Source organism: Paraburkholderia caribensis (genome assembly GCF_002902945.1).
Taxonomy (GTDB): Bacteria; Pseudomonadota; Gammaproteobacteria; order Burkholderiales; family Burkholderiaceae; genus Paraburkholderia; species Paraburkholderia caribensis.
Genome location: NZ_CP026103.1, coordinates 1428786 through 1447989, shown reverse-complemented (window position 1 = coordinate 1447989; position 19204 = coordinate 1428786). Strand labels below are relative to the sequence as shown.

Annotated in this window: 14 protein-coding genes; 8 read left to right on the top strand and 6 right to left on the bottom strand. The window is 63.0% G+C overall.

Annotated features, from left to right (window positions below; genetic code table 11):
- Positions 1-153 precede the first annotated feature (153 nt).
- Positions 154-2199 carry an FUSC family protein gene (locus C2L66_RS36055; RefSeq protein ID WP_060608716.1) on the top strand — a complete coding sequence of 682 codons (2046 nt, stop codon included), beginning with the start codon at positions 154-156 and terminating at the stop codon, positions 2197-2199.
- Between the two features lie 87 nt (positions 2200-2286).
- On the opposite strand, the gene C2L66_RS36050 is transcribed toward C2L66_RS36055, so the two are convergent.
- Positions 2287-3237 (bottom strand): chemotaxis protein CheV, encoded by a 951-nt coding sequence (locus tag C2L66_RS36050; protein ID WP_060608714.1) that lies wholly within the window; start codon positions 3235-3237, stop codon positions 2287-2289.
- A 216-nt stretch (positions 3238-3453) separates the two neighbouring features.
- On the opposite strand from C2L66_RS36050, the gene C2L66_RS36045 reads away from it, so the two are divergent.
- The 3 genes from C2L66_RS36045 to C2L66_RS36035 all read left to right on the top strand — a co-directional run bounded on the left by C2L66_RS36045 (position 3454) and on the right by C2L66_RS36035 (position 6706).
- Complete coding sequence (locus tag C2L66_RS36045; RefSeq protein ID WP_054930920.1) at positions 3454-3702, top strand: helix-turn-helix domain-containing protein; 249 nt, start codon at positions 3454-3456, stop codon at positions 3700-3702.
- Between the two features lie 2 nt (positions 3703-3704).
- A complete protein-coding gene (locus tag C2L66_RS36040; protein ID WP_060608711.1) occupies positions 3705-5054 on the top strand; it encodes a type II toxin-antitoxin system HipA family toxin in 1350 nt (449 codons plus the stop codon).
- A gap of 380 nt (positions 5055-5434) precedes the next feature.
- Entirely contained in the window at positions 5435-6706 is a 1272-nt protein-coding gene (locus C2L66_RS36035; RefSeq protein WP_409372571.1) for an IS256 family transposase, read from the top strand.
- 1020 nt (positions 6707-7726) lie between these two features.
- On the opposite strand, the gene glcF is transcribed toward C2L66_RS36035, so the two are convergent.
- The 3 genes from glcF to glcD are packed head-to-tail and all read right to left on the bottom strand — an operon-like array spanning position 7727 to position 11539.
- Entirely contained in the window at positions 7727-8959 is a 1233-nt protein-coding gene (gene glcF / locus C2L66_RS36030) for a glycolate oxidase subunit GlcF (RefSeq protein WP_060608708.1), read from the bottom strand.
- Positions 8960-8972: 13 nt separating this feature from the next.
- The gene (gene glcE, locus C2L66_RS36025) at positions 8973-10040 is read right to left on the bottom strand and encodes a glycolate oxidase subunit GlcE (RefSeq protein ID WP_054930913.1); all 1068 of its coding nucleotides are present in this window, start codon (positions 10038-10040) and stop codon (positions 8973-8975) included.
- Positions 10040-11539 carry a glycolate oxidase subunit GlcD gene (gene glcD / locus C2L66_RS36020; protein ID WP_054930912.1) on the bottom strand — a complete coding sequence of 500 codons (1500 nt, stop codon included), beginning with the start codon at positions 11537-11539 and terminating at the stop codon, positions 10040-10042. Before glcD ends, glcE begins: the two co-directional genes overlap by 1 nt.
- Before the next feature lie 223 nt (positions 11540-11762).
- On the opposite strand from glcD, the gene glcC reads away from it, so the two are divergent.
- Positions 11763-12539: a transcriptional regulator GlcC gene (glcC, locus tag C2L66_RS36015; RefSeq protein WP_054930918.1), complete on the top strand. Its 777-nt coding sequence runs from the start codon at positions 11763-11765 to the stop codon at positions 12537-12539.
- A 131-nt stretch (positions 12540-12670) separates the two neighbouring features.
- Here glcC and C2L66_RS36010 read toward each other — a convergent pair whose 3' ends face one another.
- Positions 12671-13099, bottom strand: a complete 429-nt coding sequence (locus C2L66_RS36010) for a hypothetical protein (protein ID WP_060608705.1) — start codon at positions 13097-13099, stop codon at positions 12671-12673.
- A 183-nt stretch (positions 13100-13282) separates the two neighbouring features.
- Here C2L66_RS36010 and C2L66_RS36005 point away from each other — a divergent pair, with 183 nt between their 5' ends.
- Positions 13283-14146, top strand: coding sequence for a 3-hydroxybutyryl-CoA dehydrogenase (locus tag C2L66_RS36005; RefSeq protein WP_060608702.1), 864 nt, complete (start codon positions 13283-13285; stop codon positions 14144-14146).
- A 27-nt stretch (positions 14147-14173) separates the two neighbouring features.
- Here the strand turns inward: C2L66_RS36005 and C2L66_RS36000 are convergent, their stop codons facing one another.
- On the bottom strand, positions 14174-15034 hold the full coding sequence (locus C2L66_RS36000; RefSeq protein ID WP_060608698.1) for a GNAT family N-acetyltransferase: 861 nt from the start codon (positions 15032-15034) through the stop codon (positions 14174-14176).
- A gap of 70 nt (positions 15035-15104) precedes the next feature.
- Between C2L66_RS36000 and C2L66_RS35995 the strand changes: the two genes are divergently transcribed.
- Together C2L66_RS35995 and C2L66_RS35990 are read left to right on the top strand one after the other, a co-directional pair.
- Positions 15105-15683: an AAA family ATPase gene (locus C2L66_RS35995; protein ID WP_060608695.1), complete on the top strand. Its 579-nt coding sequence runs from the start codon at positions 15105-15107 to the stop codon at positions 15681-15683.
- A 202-nt stretch (positions 15684-15885) separates the two neighbouring features.
- The gene (locus tag C2L66_RS35990; RefSeq protein ID WP_060610504.1) at positions 15886-19071 is read left to right on the top strand and encodes an EAL domain-containing protein; all 3186 of its coding nucleotides are present in this window, start codon (positions 15886-15888) and stop codon (positions 19069-19071) included.
- The last annotated feature ends 133 nt before the right edge of the window (positions 19072-19204 follow it).

The following is a 19204-nucleotide window of genomic DNA, read 5'->3' as shown; positions in this document are numbered from 1 at the left end:
TGATGGATAAATGATACGTTGGACCCGGCGACGATGCCTACCAGGCAGATTTCGGAGAAGCGCGGGACACTGTGGGTCATTCTGGGTCATTCTGCTGCGAGCCTTGGCCGGTCCGGCGGCCGAGCGACCCATCCCTCACACAAATTCGTTCTGATGAATCTCCCTTCGCTGCGCGACTGGATTTTTTCGCTAAAGACCTTTCTTGCAGGGATGCTCGCGCTTTACATCGCGTTCTGGTTCGACCTTCCGAGGCCGTACTGGGCGCTGGCATCCGTGTATATCGTGTCGAATCCGTTCGTCGGTGCCACCCGGTCGAAAGCGCTGTACCGCGTGATCGGCACCGTGCTTGGTGCGCTCGCTTCCGTGGCTCTCGTGCCGCCTTTCGCAGAGACGCCTTATCTGTTGAGCGCCGTGATAGCGTTGTGGACGGGCGTGTTCGTCTATATTTCGATCTCGACGCGGGCAGCGCGCAGCTATGTTTTCCTGCTGGCCAGTTATTCGCTGTCCGTCATCGCGTTGCCGGCGCTATCGAACCCGCTGACGATATTCGATGTGGCCGTGGCGCGAACTGAAGAGATCACGCTCGGCATCGTTTGCGCGAGCATCGTCGGCAGCGTGTTTTTTCCGAGCCGGCTCGCGCCGACGCTGATCGAGCGCACCGATTCATGGTTCCGCGATGCGACGCTTTACACGAAAGAGTCGCTGGCGGGCCGCGCCGTGGGTGCGCTCGTTTCGGGAAGCCGCCAGAAGATGGCGACGAGTGTGCGCGGCTTCGAATTCCTGTTGAGCCAGTTGGCCTACGATCACGTCAGCCCTGCGATTCTCGCGCGCAGCGAGGAACTGCAAGGCCGGATGCAACTTATCCTGCCCATCACCTCGGCGCTCGCGGACATAGTCGCGGCTACGCGGCAATCCGGGCCCGGCGTGCCCGCCGGCCTGAACGAGCTGCTGCGCGATACCTGCCGCTGGATGGATGCGTCGCTTGGCGAGGACCCCGAGCACGGGGCGCCGCGATTGCGGATGCGTATCGCGCAACTGGACCCCGCCCGCGACGAACTGACGACCTGGCAGGCCGCACTGTTGACCAGCGCGCTGTCGCGCTTGCGGCAAGTGGTGGATCTGTGGGCCGATTGCCGGACGTTGCGCGACATGATCGTTCATGAAAAAGCGAACTGGCGGCCGCGCTTTCGTCATTGGCGGGTCGGCACACGTCACGCTTTTCTCGACCGGGGTCTTGCCTTGTTCTCAGCCAGCTCGGCCGCGCTGGTCATCTTCGTTTCGTCGAGCATCTGGATCGCTTCGGGCTGGCAGGACGGGGCAGCGGCTGTGTCGTTGGGCGCGATCGGTGTGTGCTTTTTCGCCGCGCTCGACGAGCCCGTGCCCATGATGATCACCTTTCTGAAGTGCGCGACGACGGGCGTCGTCATTTCGGCTTTCTATCTGTTTGTCGTGTTGCCGAGCGGCCAGGACTTCGGCATGCTGGTCATCTTCTTCTCGTTTGTGTTCGTGCCGCTCGGTCTGTTGATGCCACGTCCGAAATGGGGGTTGATATCGACGCTCGTAGCGTTGACGACGGCGACGTTTCTTGGCATCGACAGCGCTTACGACGCCAACATCCTGAGCTTCCTGAACGCGAATCTCGCGGGGCTGGCGGGTGTGGTGTTCGCTTCGGTGATGACAGGCGTGATCCGTCCGTTCGGAACGGATGCGGCGACGGCGCGGCTCACCCGCTCCAGCTGGCGGGACGTGGTGCTCAGCGCGTCCGCGTTATCGATCGATCAGCAACGCGACCTGAACGCGCGCATGCTCGACCGGCTCGTGCAACTGATTCCGCGCGTGGCGCCGAGCGAGGACGACAAGCATCCTTCGACGGAAAGCCTGCGCGACATGCGCGTCGCGCTCAACACACTCGACCTGCGCAGACTGTCCGGCAAGTTTTCCGGGGAGCTGCCGCTCATGCTGAACCGTGTGCTCGACGACGTGCGCTCGTACTATGAACGATGCCTCGAATCGGGCGGCCGGCAAGGCGTGCCGTCGACGCTGGCCGCCGACGTCGATGCCGCCATCGGGCGGATTCTCGCAGACTTCGCGGCCGATCCCGGCGCGCCCGGCTACAAGCTGCGCAAGGGCGCGCTACATGCGCTCGTCGGACTCCGATTGTCGCTGTTTCCAGCCGCGACACTGGACGTCGCCGCGTGACGGGAACCCGTTCGACGGCAAGGAAGATTCTTCGTGCGCTTCGCGCCAGCGTGAAGGTCCGCACGGCCGGTGCCGTGAGCGCTCAGATCACGCCCCGATCGCGCTCCGAATGGCCTCTGCCAGTTCTGCCGCCTGGAACTTCGCCACATAGCCGTTGGCACCCGCGTTTCGCACGTGCGCTTCATTTGCCGCGCCCGTCAGGGACGAATGGATCACGACGGGCATATCCCGTGTGCGTTCGTCCGCCCTGATGCGCCGCGTGAGGGTGAAGCCATCCACTTCGGGCATCTCCAGGTCGGTGAGCACCATCGATACGTTGTCGCGCAAGCGCGCTTTGTCGCGCTTGGCTTCATCGGCCAGTTTGACGAGAATCTGCCACGCTTCCTCGCCCGTCTTGGCCATGATGCATTCGGCGCCGATGTCGGCAAGCGCCTGCTGAATCATGGTGCGCGCGAGTCCAGAGTCGTCTGCTGCGAGAATTCGGGTGCCCGGCGGCACCTGAAACGCGGCGGTTTCCGGGGCCGCCGACTCCGGCTGATGCGCTGGAAGCACGTCACGCAACACCTGCTCGACGTCGACCACTTGAGCCAGACGCGAATCCCCCGTGTTGCCGTCGATCCTTGCGATGCTGGTAACGAGCCCCGACCCGGCCGCCGCCGCTTCGGCCGGAAGCACCTGATTCCAGTCCAGTCGCACGATGTCGTCCACATCCTGCACGGCGAAACCCTGCGTCGTGCGGGCGAACTCGGTAACGAGCAGGATGTTCAGGCCGCGCGTGGGCTCGCAGCCCATAAGCTGCGGCAGGTTCACCACCGGGATGATCTGCCCGCGAATGTTGACCGCGCCCATCACGCAACGGGACGCGCCAACGATGGGCGTGATGACGGGCATCGTGAGAATTTCGCGGACCTTGAACACGTTGATGCCGTATAGCTCGTGCGCGCTGTCGCCCGGCACGGTGCCGAGCCTGAAAAGGAGCAGCTCGAACTGGTTCGAACTGGTCAGGGTCGTGCGCGCTTCATTCGATTGTTGGTCCATCACTTGGCTCTGTGGGTTGCACGGGGCGCAAAGCATGCGGTTCCCGGTCACTTGTATATCGGCGGCGCGGCGGAAAACATGAACCTCCGCGATATGCTGCCGGTAGTGCCCCCCGTTAGCGCCCCTTTACCCGCCACACAACTAATTTGCAAATACCCGTCATACGCGTAAAATACATTTACCTGCCAGACAGGTGACCCATACAGGCATCCCGCGATGAAACGCACCTTGCTCAATCCGCACCAGCTTGGCCAGATCCTGCGCACTGCAAGGCGGGCGAAAGGGCTTTCGCAGGCTCAGGCCGCGTCGCGGGTGGGCTTGAGCCAAAGCCGGCTTTCGGCGATGGAGCTCAATCCCGACTCGATCACATCGGAGCAGCTTTTCGCGTTGCTGGCCATGTACGGCCTCGAGCTGAGCGTGCAGACGCGGGCCGCCAGCGCGGCGCCGGGCCAGGAGGACTGGTAGCCATGGGCCGTCCGTCTCATGCGCGCGCGCTTTCGGTGTGGACCAATGGTCTGCGCGTGGGCACGTGGCGCATTCCATCGCGCGGCGACATGGAGTTTCAGTACGACCGCGACTGGATGGCCTCGCCTGCCGGGAGGCCGCTGTCGCTTTCGCTGCCGTTCGGGATCGACGATGCGCCGTTGCGCGGCGAGCGCGTGCGCAACTACTTCGACAACCTGCTGCCTGACAGCGAGCCGATCCGCCGGCGTCTTGCCACGCGTTTCCGGACGGCCACGGTCGACGCTTTCGACCTGCTCGAAGCGATTGGCCGCGATTGCGTGGGCGCGGCGCAACTGCTTGCCGAGGATGCGCAGCCGGAGGGATTCGACCGTATCGAAGGCACGCCGATGTCGGATGACGAGATTGGGGAGATGCTTGCGCGCACGGTGGCGTCGGGCGGTCCGGGGGCGGGGCGGGACGACGAATACGACGACTTTCGTATCTCGCTTGCGGGCGCGCAGGAAAAGACTGCGTTTCTGTGGCACAGGAAAAAGTGGATGCGCCCTCACGGCGCGACGCCCACGACGCACATCTTCAAGTTGCCGTTAGGACTCGTCGGCAACAAGAAGGCTGACTGGACGACGTCCGTTGAAAACGAGTGGCTCTGTCTCGCGCTGTTCCGGGCGTTCGGCTTGCCCGCGCCGAATGCCGACATCCTGGGGTTTGGCGAGCAGAAGGTGCTGGCTGTGGAACGCTTTGACCGCCGGCTTCATTCGTCGAAGCAATGGATCTTGCGTCTGCCGCAGGAAGATTTCTGCCAGGTGCTTGGCAAGCCGTCGCATCAGCGCTATGAAGCGGATGGCGGTCCTGGCATGATCGACATTGCGGGCGTGCTGCGTCAGTCGGAGCGGCCCGACGCCGACCTCGAGACCTTTCTGAGCGCGCAGATTCTGTTCTGGATGCTTGCCGCGCCGGACGGTCACGCGAAGAACTTCAGCATTCATTTGCTGCCGGGCGGGCGTTATGCGCTGACGCCGCTGTACGACATCATGTCGATCTGGCCGGTTGAAGGTGACGGCGGCAATCAATGGTCGTGGCATAAGGCGAAGCTTGCGATGGCGGTGGCCGGTAAGAACCGGCACTATCTGATGAAGGACATCCAGCGACGCAATTTCAATGCGATGGCGTCGCGGTGTTTCTATGGTCCTGACGCTGAGTCGCTGATGGGTCGATTGATCGATGCAACGCCGGGGGCAATTGAAACGGTCGCGGCGGCGTTGCCAAAAGGTTTTCCTGAGCGCGTGGCGCAACGTATCTTCGACGGATTGCAGATGTCAGCGGGGCGGTTGGCGGCGATGCCGCCGGGGATTTGAATGCGGTGGCTCGCGGGTTTTGATTTGAAGTGGTGCTTATTGGTTGGTGCTTATCGCGGCGCGAGGGCGTACACACAGCTTGCCGCTGAAGGTCTTCGTGGTTCGCGTGGCGCTGTTTGGTGTGCTGGTCTTTGCTTTGGCATCCGCGTGACGTTAGCGTGCTTTAGGCGTCGCCCCCGTGCGCTTGCCTTTTCGCTGGCATCCGCGATTCGTTAGCGTGCTTCACGCGTCGCCCCTGTGCGGGGCGGCACCTACTTTTCTTTGCCGCCGCAAAGAAAAGTAGGCAAAAGAAAGCGGCTCACACCGCCAGTGCTAATACTTGCCGGGCCTATCCGTCATTTTGTGGGCGAGGCATATCATGAGAGGTAAAAGTCATGGATATGCCAATGAAGAAGAAACGCACGGTGGCGTCTCAGGCAGCGGCCCGAGGGCCGCTGCCTGAACTGCCCAAAGCACTGCTGGACGAGCTGGTCAAGGGGCCGATGACGCCGACCGAGGTGCAGGATCTGATGCTGGCGTTTAACAAGGCGATTATCGAACGCGCGATGGGTGCGGAGATGAATCTGCATCTGGGGTATCCACCGGGCGAATCCAAACCCGCTGGCCAGGCCAACGAGCGCAACGGCGCCAGCCGCAAGACGGTCATCACCGATCGTGGCGTCGTCCGGGTCGAGTTGCCGCGCGACCGCGACGGCAGCTTCGAGCCGATCCTGATCCCCAAACACGAACGCCGCTTCACCGGCTTTGACGAGCGCATCATCGCGATGTACGCGCGTGGCATGAGCGTGCGCGAGATCCAGGCCTTTCTGGCCGAGAGCTACGGCACCGAGGTGTCGCCCGATTTCATCAGCTCGGTCACCGACGAGGTGATGGCCGAAACGCTGGCCTGGCAGAACCGTCCGCTCGAGACGATGTATCCGGTGGTCTTCTTCGACGCGTTGCGGGTCAAGATCCGCGATGACGGTGTGGTCAGCAACAAGGCGGTGTATCTGGCTCTGGGCATTCAGGCGGACGGCCAGCGCGATGTGCTGGGCCTGTGGATTGAGCAGACCGAGGGCGCGAAGTTCTGGCTCAAGGTGTTCAACGAACTCAAGAACCGCGGCTGCCAGGACATCCTGATTGCGGTCGTTGACGGCCTGAAGGGGCTGACCGACGCGATCGGCGCAGCTTACCCGAAGACGGCGGTGCAGACCTGCATCGTGCATCTGATCCGCAACAGCCTGGAATACGCTGGCTGGAAGGACCGCAAGGCTGTCGCCCAGGCGCTGCGTCCGATCTACGCAGCTGCCAGCGAAGAGGCAGCGAAGCAGGCTCTGCAGGCCTTTGCTGATGGGCCATGGGGCGCGAAATACCCGACTATCGTGCAGTCCTGGCAGCGCGCCTGGGAGCACGTCACGCCGTTCTTCGTGTTTCCACCCGAGATCCGGCGGGTCGTGTACACCACGAACGCCATTGAGAGTCTGAACATGCAGTTGCGCAAGATCATCAAGACCCGCGGTCACTTCCCCAATGACGAGGCTGCAATCAAGCTACTCTGGCTGGCATTGCGCAACGTCCTGGCCAAAAACGTGCGCTCAGCCTTCGACTGGAAGTCAGCCATGAACCAGTTTGCTATTCTGTTTGGCGATCGATTTACGCAGGCGCGCGGCTAACGATTCCTTTAACCGCCTCGCCCACAAAAATGCGGACAGGCTCTACTTGCCTGAGGGCCCCCAAAGGGTCTTACGCTTCACACGGCAACTTTCCTGTTCGCGTTCGTTGCCAACGCTCTGAATGAGCGCCTCACCCGCTTCACACACCTGCGTTTCAGCACGCCGCGCCAGACAGTCCACCGCCGCCCAGGTGGCAAACTGTGTGTAGGCTTTCGCGCCATACGCGCACCACTCCGGACCGATAGCGCACGCATCCCACGTTGTAAGAGCGCCGAGCCATACGACGCGACAACCTACACACAGTTTGCCACCTGGGCGGCGCATACCATTCGCTGCCGCTGGCTCATGTATGGGTGTTTGAAGTGGGTGAGGCGTTCATTCGAAGCGTTGGCAACGGGCACTACCCAGGGCACGGGCGTGTGAAGCGTGGGGACGTTGGGGGCCCGTGGGCAAACGTCAAGAATTGGCGGTGTGAGCCGCTTTCTTTTGCCTACTTTTCTTTGCGGCGGCAAAGAAAAGTAGGTGCCGCCCCGCACAGGGGCGACGCGTGAAGCTAGATAACGCATCGCGGATGCCAGCGCAAAGGCAAGCGCACAGGGGCGACGCGTGAAGCACGCTAACGAATCGCGGATGCCAGCGCAAAGGCAAGCGCACAGGGCGACGCGTGAAGCACGCTAACGAATCGCGGATGCCAGCGCAAAGGCAAGCGCACAGGGGCGGCGCGTGAAGCACGCTAACGCATCGCGGATGCCAGCGCAAAGGCAAGCGCACAGGGGCGACGCGTGAAGCACGCTAACGAATCGCGGATGCCAGCGCAAAGGCAAGCGCACAGGGGCGGCGCGTGAAGCACGCTAACGCATCGCGGATGCCAGCGCAAAGGCAAGCGCACAGGGGCGACGTGTGAAGCACGCTAACGTAACGCGGATGCGAGCGAAAAGGCAAGCGCACAAGGGACGCCGCGTGAAGCACGCTAACAAATCGGATGCCAGCGCAAAAAAGCGCACACCCCAAAACCTACCCTTACACTCCCAACCCTTCCTCGACCAACTCAATCCAGTGCCGCACCTGCGTCTTCCCAGCCCCGTCGAGATGCATCTGGCAACCAATATTCGCAGTAGCGATAACATCCGGCCTGCCACTCTCAAGCGCCAGCATCTTGTTATCCCGCAACTTCTGCGCGAGCTCAGGCTGCGTAATCGAATACGTCCCCGCCGAGCCGCAGCAAAGATGCCCATCGGGCACAGCAGCTAGATCGAACCCTAACCGCGCAAGCACACTCTCCACCGCGCCGCCGAGCTTCTGCGCATGCTGCAACGTGCAAGGGCAATGAAACGCGACCCGCTTCGCGACGGCATCATCAGCGGGCCGCAATGCATCGAGCGGCTCCGCACCCAGCACCTCGACGAGATCGCGCGCCAGCGCACTCACCCTCGCGGCCTTCGCCGCATAAAGCGGATCATTACGCAACAGATGCCCATATTCCTTCACGAACGCGCCACAGCCGCTCGCCGTCTGCACGACCGCTTCGGCGCCGGCTTCGATTGCCGGCCACCACGCATCGATATTGCGCCGCGCCCGATCCAGCCCTGCGTCCTGCGCATTCAGATGATAGTCAGTCGCCCCACAGCACCCGGCTTCGCGAACGGACACCACGCTAATCCCCAGCCGATCGAGCACGCGCGCCGCAGCCGCATTCGTATTCGGCGACAACGAAGTCTGCACGCAACCTTCGAGCATCAACACGCGACGCGCATGACGCAACGCGGGACGCGCTTTCGCAGGCACGGCGGCACGCGCCGGAATCTTCGCCTGCACGCCGGCAGGCAACAATGGCCGCAAAGCGCGCCCCGTCTTCAGCAAGGCATCGAACACAGCAGGCCGCGGAATCACCGTCCGCAAGCCCTTGCGCGCCAGCCGCTCGCCGATGGGCCGCTCCACACGCCGTTCGAGCTCGGCGCGCCCGATATCGAGCAGCCGGTGATACGTCACGCCCGACGGACACGTCGTTTCGCAATTGCGGCACGTCAGACACCGGTCCAGATGCAGTTGCGTCCTGTCGCTGACAGGTTCGCCTTCGAGCAGCTGCTTGATCAGATATATGCGCCCACGCGGTCCGTCGAGTTCATTACCGAGCAGTTGATACGTCGGACACGTCGCATTGCAGAAACCGCAATGCACACATGAGCGCAGGATGCTTTCCGCTTCGGCTGCATCGGGCAGGGTCTTCGCGTGAGAGTCGAGATTCGTTTGCATGATCGCGCTCGCTTCAGAGATCGGCGTACAGTCGGCCAGGGTTCAGCACGCCACTCGGATCGAGGCGGCGTTTCAATTGATGCTGATAGCGCAGCAGCGGCGCGGCGAGCGGTTGGAACGGCTCGCGATCGGGCGACGGCGTGAAGCAGGTCGCGTGACCGCCCGCCGCATGCGCGAGCCGACGGATGTCGGCGGCGGGCGCATCGCTCTTGAGCCAGCGCTGCGCACCCGCCCAGTCGAGCAGCACATCGCCGGGCAACGGCATCAACGGCGTCGCATTCGGCAGCGATAGACGCCACAACGGACGCGTGTCCGCGAAGAACGGCAGCCGATGATCGCGCAGCGCATCCCAGAACGCGCAGTCGATTTCTTCTCCGCCGATCCGGTCCACGGCCGACTTCACCGATCCGCTTCCGCCTTCGAGCCGCACCTGCAGCCTGCCATCGGCATAACATGCGCCGCTCACAGGCAGCGCGGCCTTGCGCCATGCCGACAGCTCGCGCATCGCGTCATCGGCGCCGACCGTGAGCGCGAAGCTGCGGCGCGCGCGCGGTTTCGGCAGCACTTTTAACGACACCTCCGTCAACACGCCGAGCGAGCCGAAACTGCCCGCGAGCAGACGCGACATGTCATAGCCCGCGACGTTCTTCATCACCTGACCGCCAAAGCGCAGATGATCGCCGTCGCCCGTGATCACGCGGCAGCCGAGCACGAAGTCGCGCATCGATCCCGCCCACGGCCGGCGCGGTCCCGAAAGGCCAGCCGCGACGGCGCCGCCGAGCGTGCCCTTGCCGTCGAAAAGCGGCGGCTCGCACGGCAGCATCTGATCGGCGTCGTCGAGCACGGCGTTCAGTTCGACGAGCGGCGTGCCGGCGCGCGCGGTGATCACCAGTTCGGTCGGGTCGTACGCAACGACGCCGCGATGCGAGCGCGTGTCGAGTTCTTCGCCTTGCACGTCGCGGCCCAGAAAACGCTTGCTGTCGCCGCCGCGAATGCGCAACGGCGTGTGCTGGGCGACGGCGCGCTGCACTTGCGCGACGAGACGCGCGCTATCGTCCATCGAATCGAATTCGCGTCTCATCAGAAGCGCTCCAGCTCGGGAAACGGCAGCTTGCCGTGATGAATATGCATCGCGCCGTGTTCGGCGCAGCGATGCAGCGTGGGAACGTTCTTGCCGGGATTGAGCAGACCGTCAGGGTCGAAAGCGGCCTTCAGCGAATGGAACAGCGTGAGTTCCGCGCTGCTGAACTGCACGCACATCTGGTTGATCTTCTCCCGTCCAACGCCGTGTTCGCCTGTGATGCTGCCGCCCACTTCGACACACAGTTCGAGAATCTTCGCGCCGAGCGTTTCGGCGCGCTCCATTTCTCCAGGTGCGTTGGCGTCGAACAGAATCAGCGGATGCATGTTGCCGTCGCCTGCATGAAATACGTTCGCGACTCGCAGACCATATTCGTTCGAGAGTTCGGCGATGTCGCGCAATACGCGTGCGAGTTGGCGGCGCGGAATCGTGCCGTCCATGCAGTAGTAATCCGGCGAGATGCGGCCCACGGCGGGGAATGCATTCTTGCGGCCCGCCCAGAAGCGTTGCCGTTCGGCTTCGTCCCGAGCGATGCGAATATCGGTTGCGCCTGCTTCACGCAGCAATGCACCGACGCAATCGCAATCTTCCTGCACATCGGATTCCGCGCCGTCGAGTTCGCACAGCAGGATCGCTTGCGCATCGACGGGATAGCCCGCGTGGATGAAGTCTTCGGCGGCGCGGATCGCGAGGTTGTCCATCATTTCGAGGCCGCCCGGAATCACGCCCGCGCCGATGATCCGCGCGACGGCAGCGCCCGCCTTTTCAACATCGTCGAAACTCGCGAGCAGCACCTTCGCGCTTTGCGGTTTGGTCAGCAGCTTGACCGTGACTTCCGTCACGATGCCGAGCATGCCTTCGGAACCCGTCAGCAGCGCGAGCAGATCGAAGCCGGGCGAGTCGAGCGCTTCGGAGCCTATCGTCAGACGCTCGCCGTCGATGGTCAGCACTTCGAGCTTCAGGATGTTGTGCACGGTCAGGCCGTATTTCAGGCAGTGCACGCCGCCCGCGTTCTCTGCGACATTGCCGCCGATCGAGCAGGCAATCTGCGACGAAGGGTCGGGCGCGTAGTAAAGACCGTGAATCGCGGCCGCCTGCGAGATCGCGAGATTGCGCACGCCCGGCTGCACGCGCGCAATCGATGCCTCGGGGTCGATCTGCAAGATGCGGTTGAAGCGCGCCATCACCAGCAGGATGCCCTGTTCGAGCGGCAGCGCGCCGCCCGACAGACCCGTGCCCGCGCCGCGCGCGATGACGGGCACCTTGCGCGCGGCCGCGAATCTCAACAGCGCCTGCACCTGCTCGATCGAATCGGGCAGCGCGACCATCATCGGCGTGGTGCGATACGCGGCGAGACCGTCGCATTCGAACGGGCGCAGATCTTCCTTATCGTGCAGCAGCTGCATCGAGGGCACGAGACGCTGCAGCTCGGCAACCAGCGCGGCCTTGTCATGCGACGGGAGTGGTCCGTCGATCCGTTCGTCGTAGGCGTAGCTCATGGGGTGTCTCCGCCGGCGCACGTGATGTGTCATGCGCCGCTTATCCGTGTTGCCGCCGATTGTTCCCGTTTCGTCTAGCGCTGTCGATGGACACGGCAGGTGGTCGTACCAGTTTTTTGGTTTCCGCGAGACCACGCATAGCGCGCGGAACTGGGCGCGGAAAGGAGATTGGCGCTATCATGAGCGACATCCAGAACCTGTTTTACAAGTGGTCATACCAGTGATTTCAGAGCCGGAAAATCCCGCCAGACAGTCCGATCGCAAGATCGCCGACGTGGTCGCCGAGCGCATCGAAAGGCTGATCGTCGACGGCGTGCTGAGGTCGGGGCAGGCGCTGCCATCGGAGCGTCGCCTGACGGACAAGCTCGGCGTATCGAGAACGGCCTTGCGCGAAGGGCTGAAGCTGCTGCGCGCACGGGGCATCATCGAAACCGCGCAGGGCAAGGGTTCGTTCGTCGCGAATCTGACTGCGCAGCCGCCGCAATCGCCGTTGATGCATCTGCTCGCGTCTCAGCCGCGCACGCTTTACGATCTGTTCGAAGTGCGCGGCATGCTCGAAGCCGAGTCGGCGCGTCTGGCCGCGTTGCGCGGCACGCCCGCCGATTACATGATGATCACGCGCCGCTACGAGGAAATGCTCGCCGCGCACCATGCCGAAACCGATCCGGCCACGCATGCGCGCCTCGACCATGCGTTTCATCTCGCGATCTGCGAGGCGTCGCACAACCCGGTGCTCGTGCATACGCTGCGCTCGCTGACGGAGCTGCTGCTGAGTTCGGTGTTTGCGTCCGTGAACAATCTCTATCACCGGCAGCCGCATCGCAAGCGAATCGACCGGCAGCATGCGCGGCTCTACAACGCGGTGACGGGCAAACTGCCCGAGCAGGCCTACCGGGCCGCGGCGGATCACATCGACGGCGTGCGCGAAAGCCTGCAGGAAATCGAACAGGAAGAGCAGCGGTTGGTGCGGGCGACGCTCAGGCTCGAAGGATGGAAATAAGGCGCTTCGCTTCGGCGCTTTTTTGCTTGCGCAAAAACGCAACTACCAGTCTGCCGCGCTCCGGTCTCCGACCACGCCTTCGGCGGCAACTTCGCTTCGCAAGAGAAGGGCTGAGCGTACCGCGGTAAGGGCTACTGGGCCTTTTTCTTCCGCGCCGAGGACTTCATCTCGACGACATCGGGCGACCGCTTGCGCTTGCCGGGCAGCACGCCCATGCGCGGGTCGCGCTCGCGTGCAAGCGCGACCATCTCATGCGCAACCGTTTCGAACTCGGGATGGGTCTGCGACACATACAGCCACTTGCCGAGCACCGGATGCGGCGCGAGCGCAGGGAAGTCATCGAGCAACCCCGCTTGCCGGTCATGCGACGTGCACACCACCAGCCCGTTCCACGGTTCATCGCCGCTTGCCACCGCGAGATACAGCAGGCCGTCGAGATACGCCGCCTGAAAGTTGAAGAACCGTTCCCGCGAGTATTCCGGATCGCGTTCGAGAGGCTCGAAAATCCATACGAGCGGGTTCTCCCGCTTGCGCTTCGGGTTCAGTTCGACGGGCTGCATGACGGGGCCTTCAATGAAATTTTTCCGATGATATATCCAGCGACCGTGTCCGGCAGGCGGACCGTGCGACAGGTTGCCACCCGTTTTTCACACGTGATTGCGCAAGAAACAGGTATCGTATCGTCCATGGTGCAGTGCAGCGCATCGATATGACTCAGCGCAAATCAGGAGAAAGGAGCAGCAATGGCAAACAAGATCGAAACAATCGGCATCGTCGGCGCGGGCACGATGGGCAACGGCATCGCGCAGGTATCGGCGGTGGCGGGGCTGAAGGTCGTGCTGATCGACGTGACGGACGCCGCGCTCGAAAAGGGCATGGGGGCGCTCACGTCCAGTCTCGCGAAGCTCGTCGAGAAGGGCAAGATCGAAGCGGCGGCGCGCGATGTGGCGCTCACGCGCATCGAGACTTCGACCGACTATCAGCGTCTGTCAGGCGTCGACCTCGTCGTCGAAGCGGCGACCGAAAACGCCGAACTGAAAATTCGCATCCTGCGGCAGATCGAATCCGTGGTGAGCGGCGAGACGATCATCGCGTCGAACACGTCGTCCATTTCGATCACCGCGCTCGCTGCGACGCTCGGCAAAGCGGAACGCTTCGTCGGCATGCACTTCTTTAACCCGGTGCCGTTGCTGCCGCTCGTCGAAGTGATTCGCGGCGTGCAGACCAGCGACGAGACGGCTGCCGCCGTGCGCGAACTGACCGGGCGCCTCGGCAAGACGCCCGTCAGCGTGAAGAATGCGCCCGGCTTCGTGGTGAACCGCATTCTCGTGCCGATGATCAACGAGGCGTTCTTCGTGCTGGCGGAAGGCATTGCGTCGGCGGAAGAGATCGACGCGGGCATGCGGCTCGGCGCGAACCATCCGATCGGCCCGCTCGCGCTCGCGGACCTGATCGGGCTGGACGTGTGCCTTTCCGTGATGGACGTGTTCCTGAAGGATTTCGGCGATTCGAAATACCGCGCGTGTCCGCTGTTGCGCGAACTCGTGGCGGCGGGCCGTCTGGGCCGCAAGACGGGACACGGCGTGTATCGCTACGATCCGAAGTAATCGGTCGCGCGTTGAGTTTTCAAGGCTTCAACCAAGCTCGAATGACGTGACGCCATACAGCCGCGCAAGCGGAATGTCCGGCGCGTGCCTGGTGTACATGCGCGCCGTTTCAAAGACGCTCGCCATGCCGTGCCGTTCGGCGAGCGCAATCGCTGCCGTGTTGAGCTCGGGCACGTCGAGCGCGACGGCTTCGCCCGCGCAGCGCCCGGCAAGTGCAGTGAACAGCGCTTCAGCGGTTTGCGCATCGTCGGCGAACAGCGGGCCGATCTTGCGGCCTTCACGGCATCGACGCAGCACCGCATAGCCGCGTATCTGCTCATCGACAACGTTTGCGAGCGCGACGGTTTCCGGTTGATCGATCCATGCGCGCAAAAACGCTTCGCGCGGCGCGGGAAAGAATCGCCCGTCATACAGCGCCAGTTTGTCGAAAGGCAACTGGCGTACATCCGTGAGTGCCGATGCCGTAATGCCGGCCTCCGCGATACCCTGAAAGCGTATGTTCCGGTGCGCGAGTTGAAAGCCTGACTTCCTGTAGTTCGGCTGCTGTGCGACCACGCCGTCGAGCCCGATATTCCGCTTGCCGAGATACGCGATTCCATGCTGCCAGATGCGCAAGCCCAATCCCTTGCCGCGAAACTCCGGCCTCACGATATACAGTCCAATGAAGCCGAACTGCCCGCCATAAGCAACGGCGGAAATGCAGCCGACCGGCTCGCCGCGCAATTCGCCGATAAAGAACCCGTCGGGATCGGCGGCGCGAAAGCAGTGCGCGTCGTACAGGCCCGGATTCCAGCCTTCGCGCGCGGCCCATTCGATGGCGAGATCGACTTCATCGGCGTTCATCGTCCGTACGATGAAGTCGCGTGTCGTGTCGGTCGCTTCGTTCATCACGTCACCTTTTCGTGGCCAGGTCATCCGAATACATATCATGCAGCCAAAATCAGTTCCACGTCCGCGTATGAACCGTCGTGTCGTTATCTCGGGTTGTTCGGGCGGGGGCAAATCGACGCTGCTCGATGAACTCGCGCGGCGTGGATATCGAGTGGTTGCGGAGCCGGGCAGACGCATCGTGGCCTCGGAATTGCAGGCGAATGGCACGGCCTTGCCATGGCATGACCTGCATGCGTTCCTGCATCGTGCAACCGATCTTGCGCTCGTCGATCTGTCCGAAGCCGATGTGCCCAATCAATGGGTGTTCTTCGACCGCGGGCTGATCGATGCCGTATCGGGTCTGGAGCATCTGACAGGCAAACCCGTTGCATCCACATCCGATCTTGCGCGGTGCTATCACCATTGCGTGTTCATGGCGCCGCCGTGGCCGGAAATCTATGTGCAGGACGCAGAGCGTCGTCACGACATCGATAGTGCAATCGCCGAATATGAACGGCTGATGCATATGTATTTCACGCTCGGCTATGAGCTTCAAGTATTGCCGAAAATTTCTGTCCACGAGCGCGCGGACCATGTTTTGCGTATGCTCGATCCCGTTCAGGCGCAGCGCGCAGTACATGGCATACGTTGGTGCGAACCGGATTAAAAGCCCTTGTTCAATGCACCTGCGCGCAGCATTCGCGCACCGTCGAAGGGATTATTCAGCAAACGCTAAAGTCGCGATACGATGCGCCGATATGCCGTAGTGGCGAGCGGCCTTATCGAGGCATGCAGGCCTGTTTTTCACCTTCCACTGACCGGGAGTGCGGTGTGACTCGTTCGATGTCGTACGCGATGGCGCGCATGCCATGAAGCGCAATCCATTCTTCCGTCTGCTTGCGCGTCTGCGCGTAGGCCGCAAGCTGCTGCTGATCTATTTGCTCGATTTGACGGCTGTGGTGTACATCAGCGGCATTCTGATCCACGAGAAATACATTTCGATCGACTTCTCGAACAAGGAGATTGTCGGCAATGCGTATATCGGCACGGTACGCGATGCCTTGATCGACGTGGCGATGGCGGGCGCGGGACAGCGTCCGCCCGCTGCCCGCCTGAAGAGCGCGCAAACGGATCTCGCCAGCACGGAAGCGCGCTACGGCGCGCATCTGGAAAGCGCCGGGCTGAACACCCGCGTGCGCGCCGCGCTGGATGTGCTGGCGCGCGAAGCGCAACCCACTGCCGCGCAAATCAACGAAGCGCTCGAAGCCTGCCGCGAACTCGTGACACGCGTCGGCAATCAGTCGAACCTGATTCTCGATCCCGACCTCGACAGTTACTACGCGATGTCGCTGTCGATCTTGCGCTATCCCGCGTTGCTCGAATCCGTGAACCGGATTGGCCGGCAGTTGCACGAAGGCGTGCATGCCGTGCGCTCGCATGACGAACTGCGCACGCGCTATCTCGTGCTCGAAGGGCAACTCGATGCCGTGCTGCAAGGTCTGCGCTCTGACTTTTCCGAAGCGGGCGCGGCCAATCACGCGCTCGACTCGACGCTCGGGCCGTCGATGGCGCGCATGCTGACGGCTGTCGAATCGTACCGGCACGCGGCGCGCATCATCATCGACAGCAACGGCGAGGTCGATCCGACGCTGCTGTCGATTGTCGACGTGCAGCAGCAGACGCTCGTCGCCAGCGTGCAGGATACGTGGCGCAGCACGGCCGATCAGCTCGACGAGCTGTTGCATGCACGCGTGCGCGGTCTCTTCTCGCGCATGTGGCTGCACCTGGGCACGGCGCTCTTCCTGTTGTGCAGCATTCTGGGCATGGTGTATTTCGTCGCGCAGCAGATTTCGCGGCCGTTGCGCCAGCTTGCGCGCGTGATGGACACGGTGCGCAGAACGGGCGATCACACCGTGCGCGCGAGCTGGCACAGCCAGGATGAAATCGGCCAGCTGGTGCGCGGCTTCAACGAAATGCTCGAGCAGCTCGACCGCGAGCGCGACGTGCAGAAGGAACTTGCGGCGACGGCGCGCGCATCGGCCGCGCAGCATGCGCTCGTCGAATCGACGCCCGTGCCGATGATGGTGACGGCCGTGCCCGGTCATGAAGTGCTGCATGCGAACCAGCCCGCGCTGTACTGGCTCAACGGCTGCACGACCGACCCATGGGCCTACGGTCTCGATTCCTCGGTGCGCGCGCGCTTTTTCCAGCAATTGTCCGATCGCGATGCCGTCGACGAATTCGAAGTGCGCTGGAAGGCGAGCACCGAGCCGACATGGGCGATGCTGTCCGCTCGGCGCCTGAACTTCCAGGGCCGCGACGCCGTGCTGACGGCGTTCACGCCGATCAACCAGATCAAGCTGATGGAGCAGCGGCTCGAACTGTGGGCGAAGGTGTTCGAGGCATCATCCGAAGCGATCCTGATTCTCGATCAGGAGCGGCGTCTGCTGACGGCCAACGCGTCGTTCTATCGCGCGACGGGTTATCGCGCGGAAGATATCGCGGGCCAGCCGCCCGCGTTCATCGTGGCTGGCGCGAACGGCGGCGCGGTGATCACGGCGCTCGCGACGCTCGTCGACCGCTCCAGCTCATGGAACGGCGAAGCGCAGATCCGGCGGCGTCAAGGCGGCGATTATCCCGCTTGGCTGATGATCAGCGCGGTGCGCGACAAACGCGGCAGCGTCTCGCACTACATCTGCACACTGATCGACATCACCGACCGCAAGAAGAGCGAGGCGCGCATCGAGTTTCTCGCCGAGCATGACGTGTTGACGGAATTGCCGAACCGCGCGCTCTTCACGAAACGGCTGGGCGTCGCGCTCGAACACGCGAAGCAGGCTCAACAACGCGTGGCCGTGCTCTTCATCGACCTCGACCGTTTCAAGGACATCAACGATTCGCTCGGCCATCATATCGGCGACGGCCTGCTGCGTTCCGTTTCGCGGCGTCTCGTGCAGGCTGTGCGCAGCAGCGATACCGTGAGCCGTCTCGGCGGCGACGAGTTCACGATGATTCTCGCCGATGCGGGCAGCGCGGCCGACGTCGCGCGCACCATCGACGAACGTCTGCTGCCGCTCGTGCGCGAGCCGCATGCGATCGGCGGCGTCACGCTGCAGGTTGCGTGCAGCGCGGGCGTGGCGCTCTATCCCGACGACGGCACGGACATCGAAACGCTGATGCAGAACGCCGATGCCGCGATGTATCAGGCGAAGGCAGCGGGACGCAATCTCGTGAAATTCTTCTCGCCGGATATGGCCGAGCGCGCACGTCAGCGGCTCGCGCTCGAAGCCTGCATGCGCACGGCCATCGAGCGGCACGAACTGCGGCTCGCTTTTCAGCCGTGTCTCGATGCGCAAACGGGCGCGCTCGTGAGCGTCGAAGGATTGCTGCGCTGGACACATCCGCAACTCGGCGCGGTGACGCCCGCGCAGTTCATTCCCATCGCCGAAGAGACGCGGCTGATCATTCCGATCGGCGCGTGGGTCATCGACGCAGCGTGCCGGCAACTGGCGCGCTGGCGCGACGACGAGTTGGGCGAGTTGCGCATGTCGATCAATCTGTCGGCGATCCAGTTACGCGACGCGGATATCGTCGACACATTGCGGCGCAGTCTCGCGATGCATGGCGTCGCGCCGCAGCGGCTGGAACTGGAAATCACCGAAACGGTGTTGATGGATAGCGCGGAGAACTATCTCGACGCGATACGCGCGATACGCGCGCTCGGCGTGAAGCTGTCGCTCGACGATTTCGGCACGGGCTATTCGAGCCTTAGCTATCTGAACCGCTTCCCGCTGGACCGGTTGAAGATCGACCGGGCGTTCGTTCGCGACATGCTCGCCGCGCCAGCGGATCTGGCCGTCATCAAGGCGATCATCGAGCTTGGGCATGAACTGGGTTTGCGCGTGGTCGCGGAGGGCGTCGAAAACGAGGACGAAGCGAATACGCTGCGCAGCATCGGTTGCGATGAATTGCAGGGATTCCTGTATTCGCCGGCGATATCGGCTGAAGAACTGGAGATGTGGGCGGCGCAGCGGGTTGCGGCGGATGTCGAATGATGCGTTGGTATAAGTTACCGGCGCGTTGTCATGAAGACGCTTTCGTGTCGGGCCTGAGACGCGCCACGTGGCTGGCGTAAGCGCTGGCGCGTGAATTGCATGTTACTCACCCCGATGGCGCTAATGCGCCAAT

Coding starts and splice junctions, on each gene's coding strand:
- C2L66_RS36040 (WP_060608711.1), top strand. CDS start 3,705: ATGGGCCGTCCGTCTCATGCGCGCGCGCTTTCGGTGTGGACCAATGGT.
- glcD (WP_054930912.1), bottom strand. CDS start 11,539: ATGAGCTACGCCTACGACGAACGGATCGACGGACCACTCCCGTCGCAT.
- C2L66_RS36000 (WP_060608698.1), bottom strand. CDS start 15,034: ATGAACGAAGCGACCGACACGACACGCGACTTCATCGTACGGACGATG.
- C2L66_RS36050 (WP_060608714.1), bottom strand. CDS start 3,237: ATGGACCAACAATCGAATGAAGCGCGCACGACCCTGACCAGTTCGAAC.
- C2L66_RS35990 (WP_060610504.1), top strand. CDS start 15,886: ATGAAGCGCAATCCATTCTTCCGTCTGCTTGCGCGTCTGCGCGTAGGC.
- C2L66_RS36055 (WP_060608716.1), top strand. CDS start 154: ATGAATCTCCCTTCGCTGCGCGACTGGATTTTTTCGCTAAAGACCTTT.
- C2L66_RS36035 (WP_409372571.1), top strand. CDS start 5,435: ATGCCAATGAAGAAGAAACGCACGGTGGCGTCTCAGGCAGCGGCCCGA.
- glcE (WP_054930913.1), bottom strand. CDS start 10,040: ATGAGACGCGAATTCGATTCGATGGACGATAGCGCGCGTCTCGTCGCG.
- C2L66_RS36010 (WP_060608705.1), bottom strand. CDS start 13,099: ATGCAGCCCGTCGAACTGAACCCGAAGCGCAAGCGGGAGAACCCGCTC.
- C2L66_RS35995 (WP_060608695.1), top strand. CDS start 15,105: ATGAACCGTCGTGTCGTTATCTCGGGTTGTTCGGGCGGGGGCAAATCG.
- glcF (WP_060608708.1), bottom strand. CDS start 8,959: ATGCAAACGAATCTCGACTCTCACGCGAAGACCCTGCCCGATGCAGCC.
- C2L66_RS36005 (WP_060608702.1), top strand. CDS start 13,283: ATGGCAAACAAGATCGAAACAATCGGCATCGTCGGCGCGGGCACGATG.
- C2L66_RS36045 (WP_054930920.1), top strand. CDS start 3,454: ATGAAACGCACCTTGCTCAATCCGCACCAGCTTGGCCAGATCCTGCGC.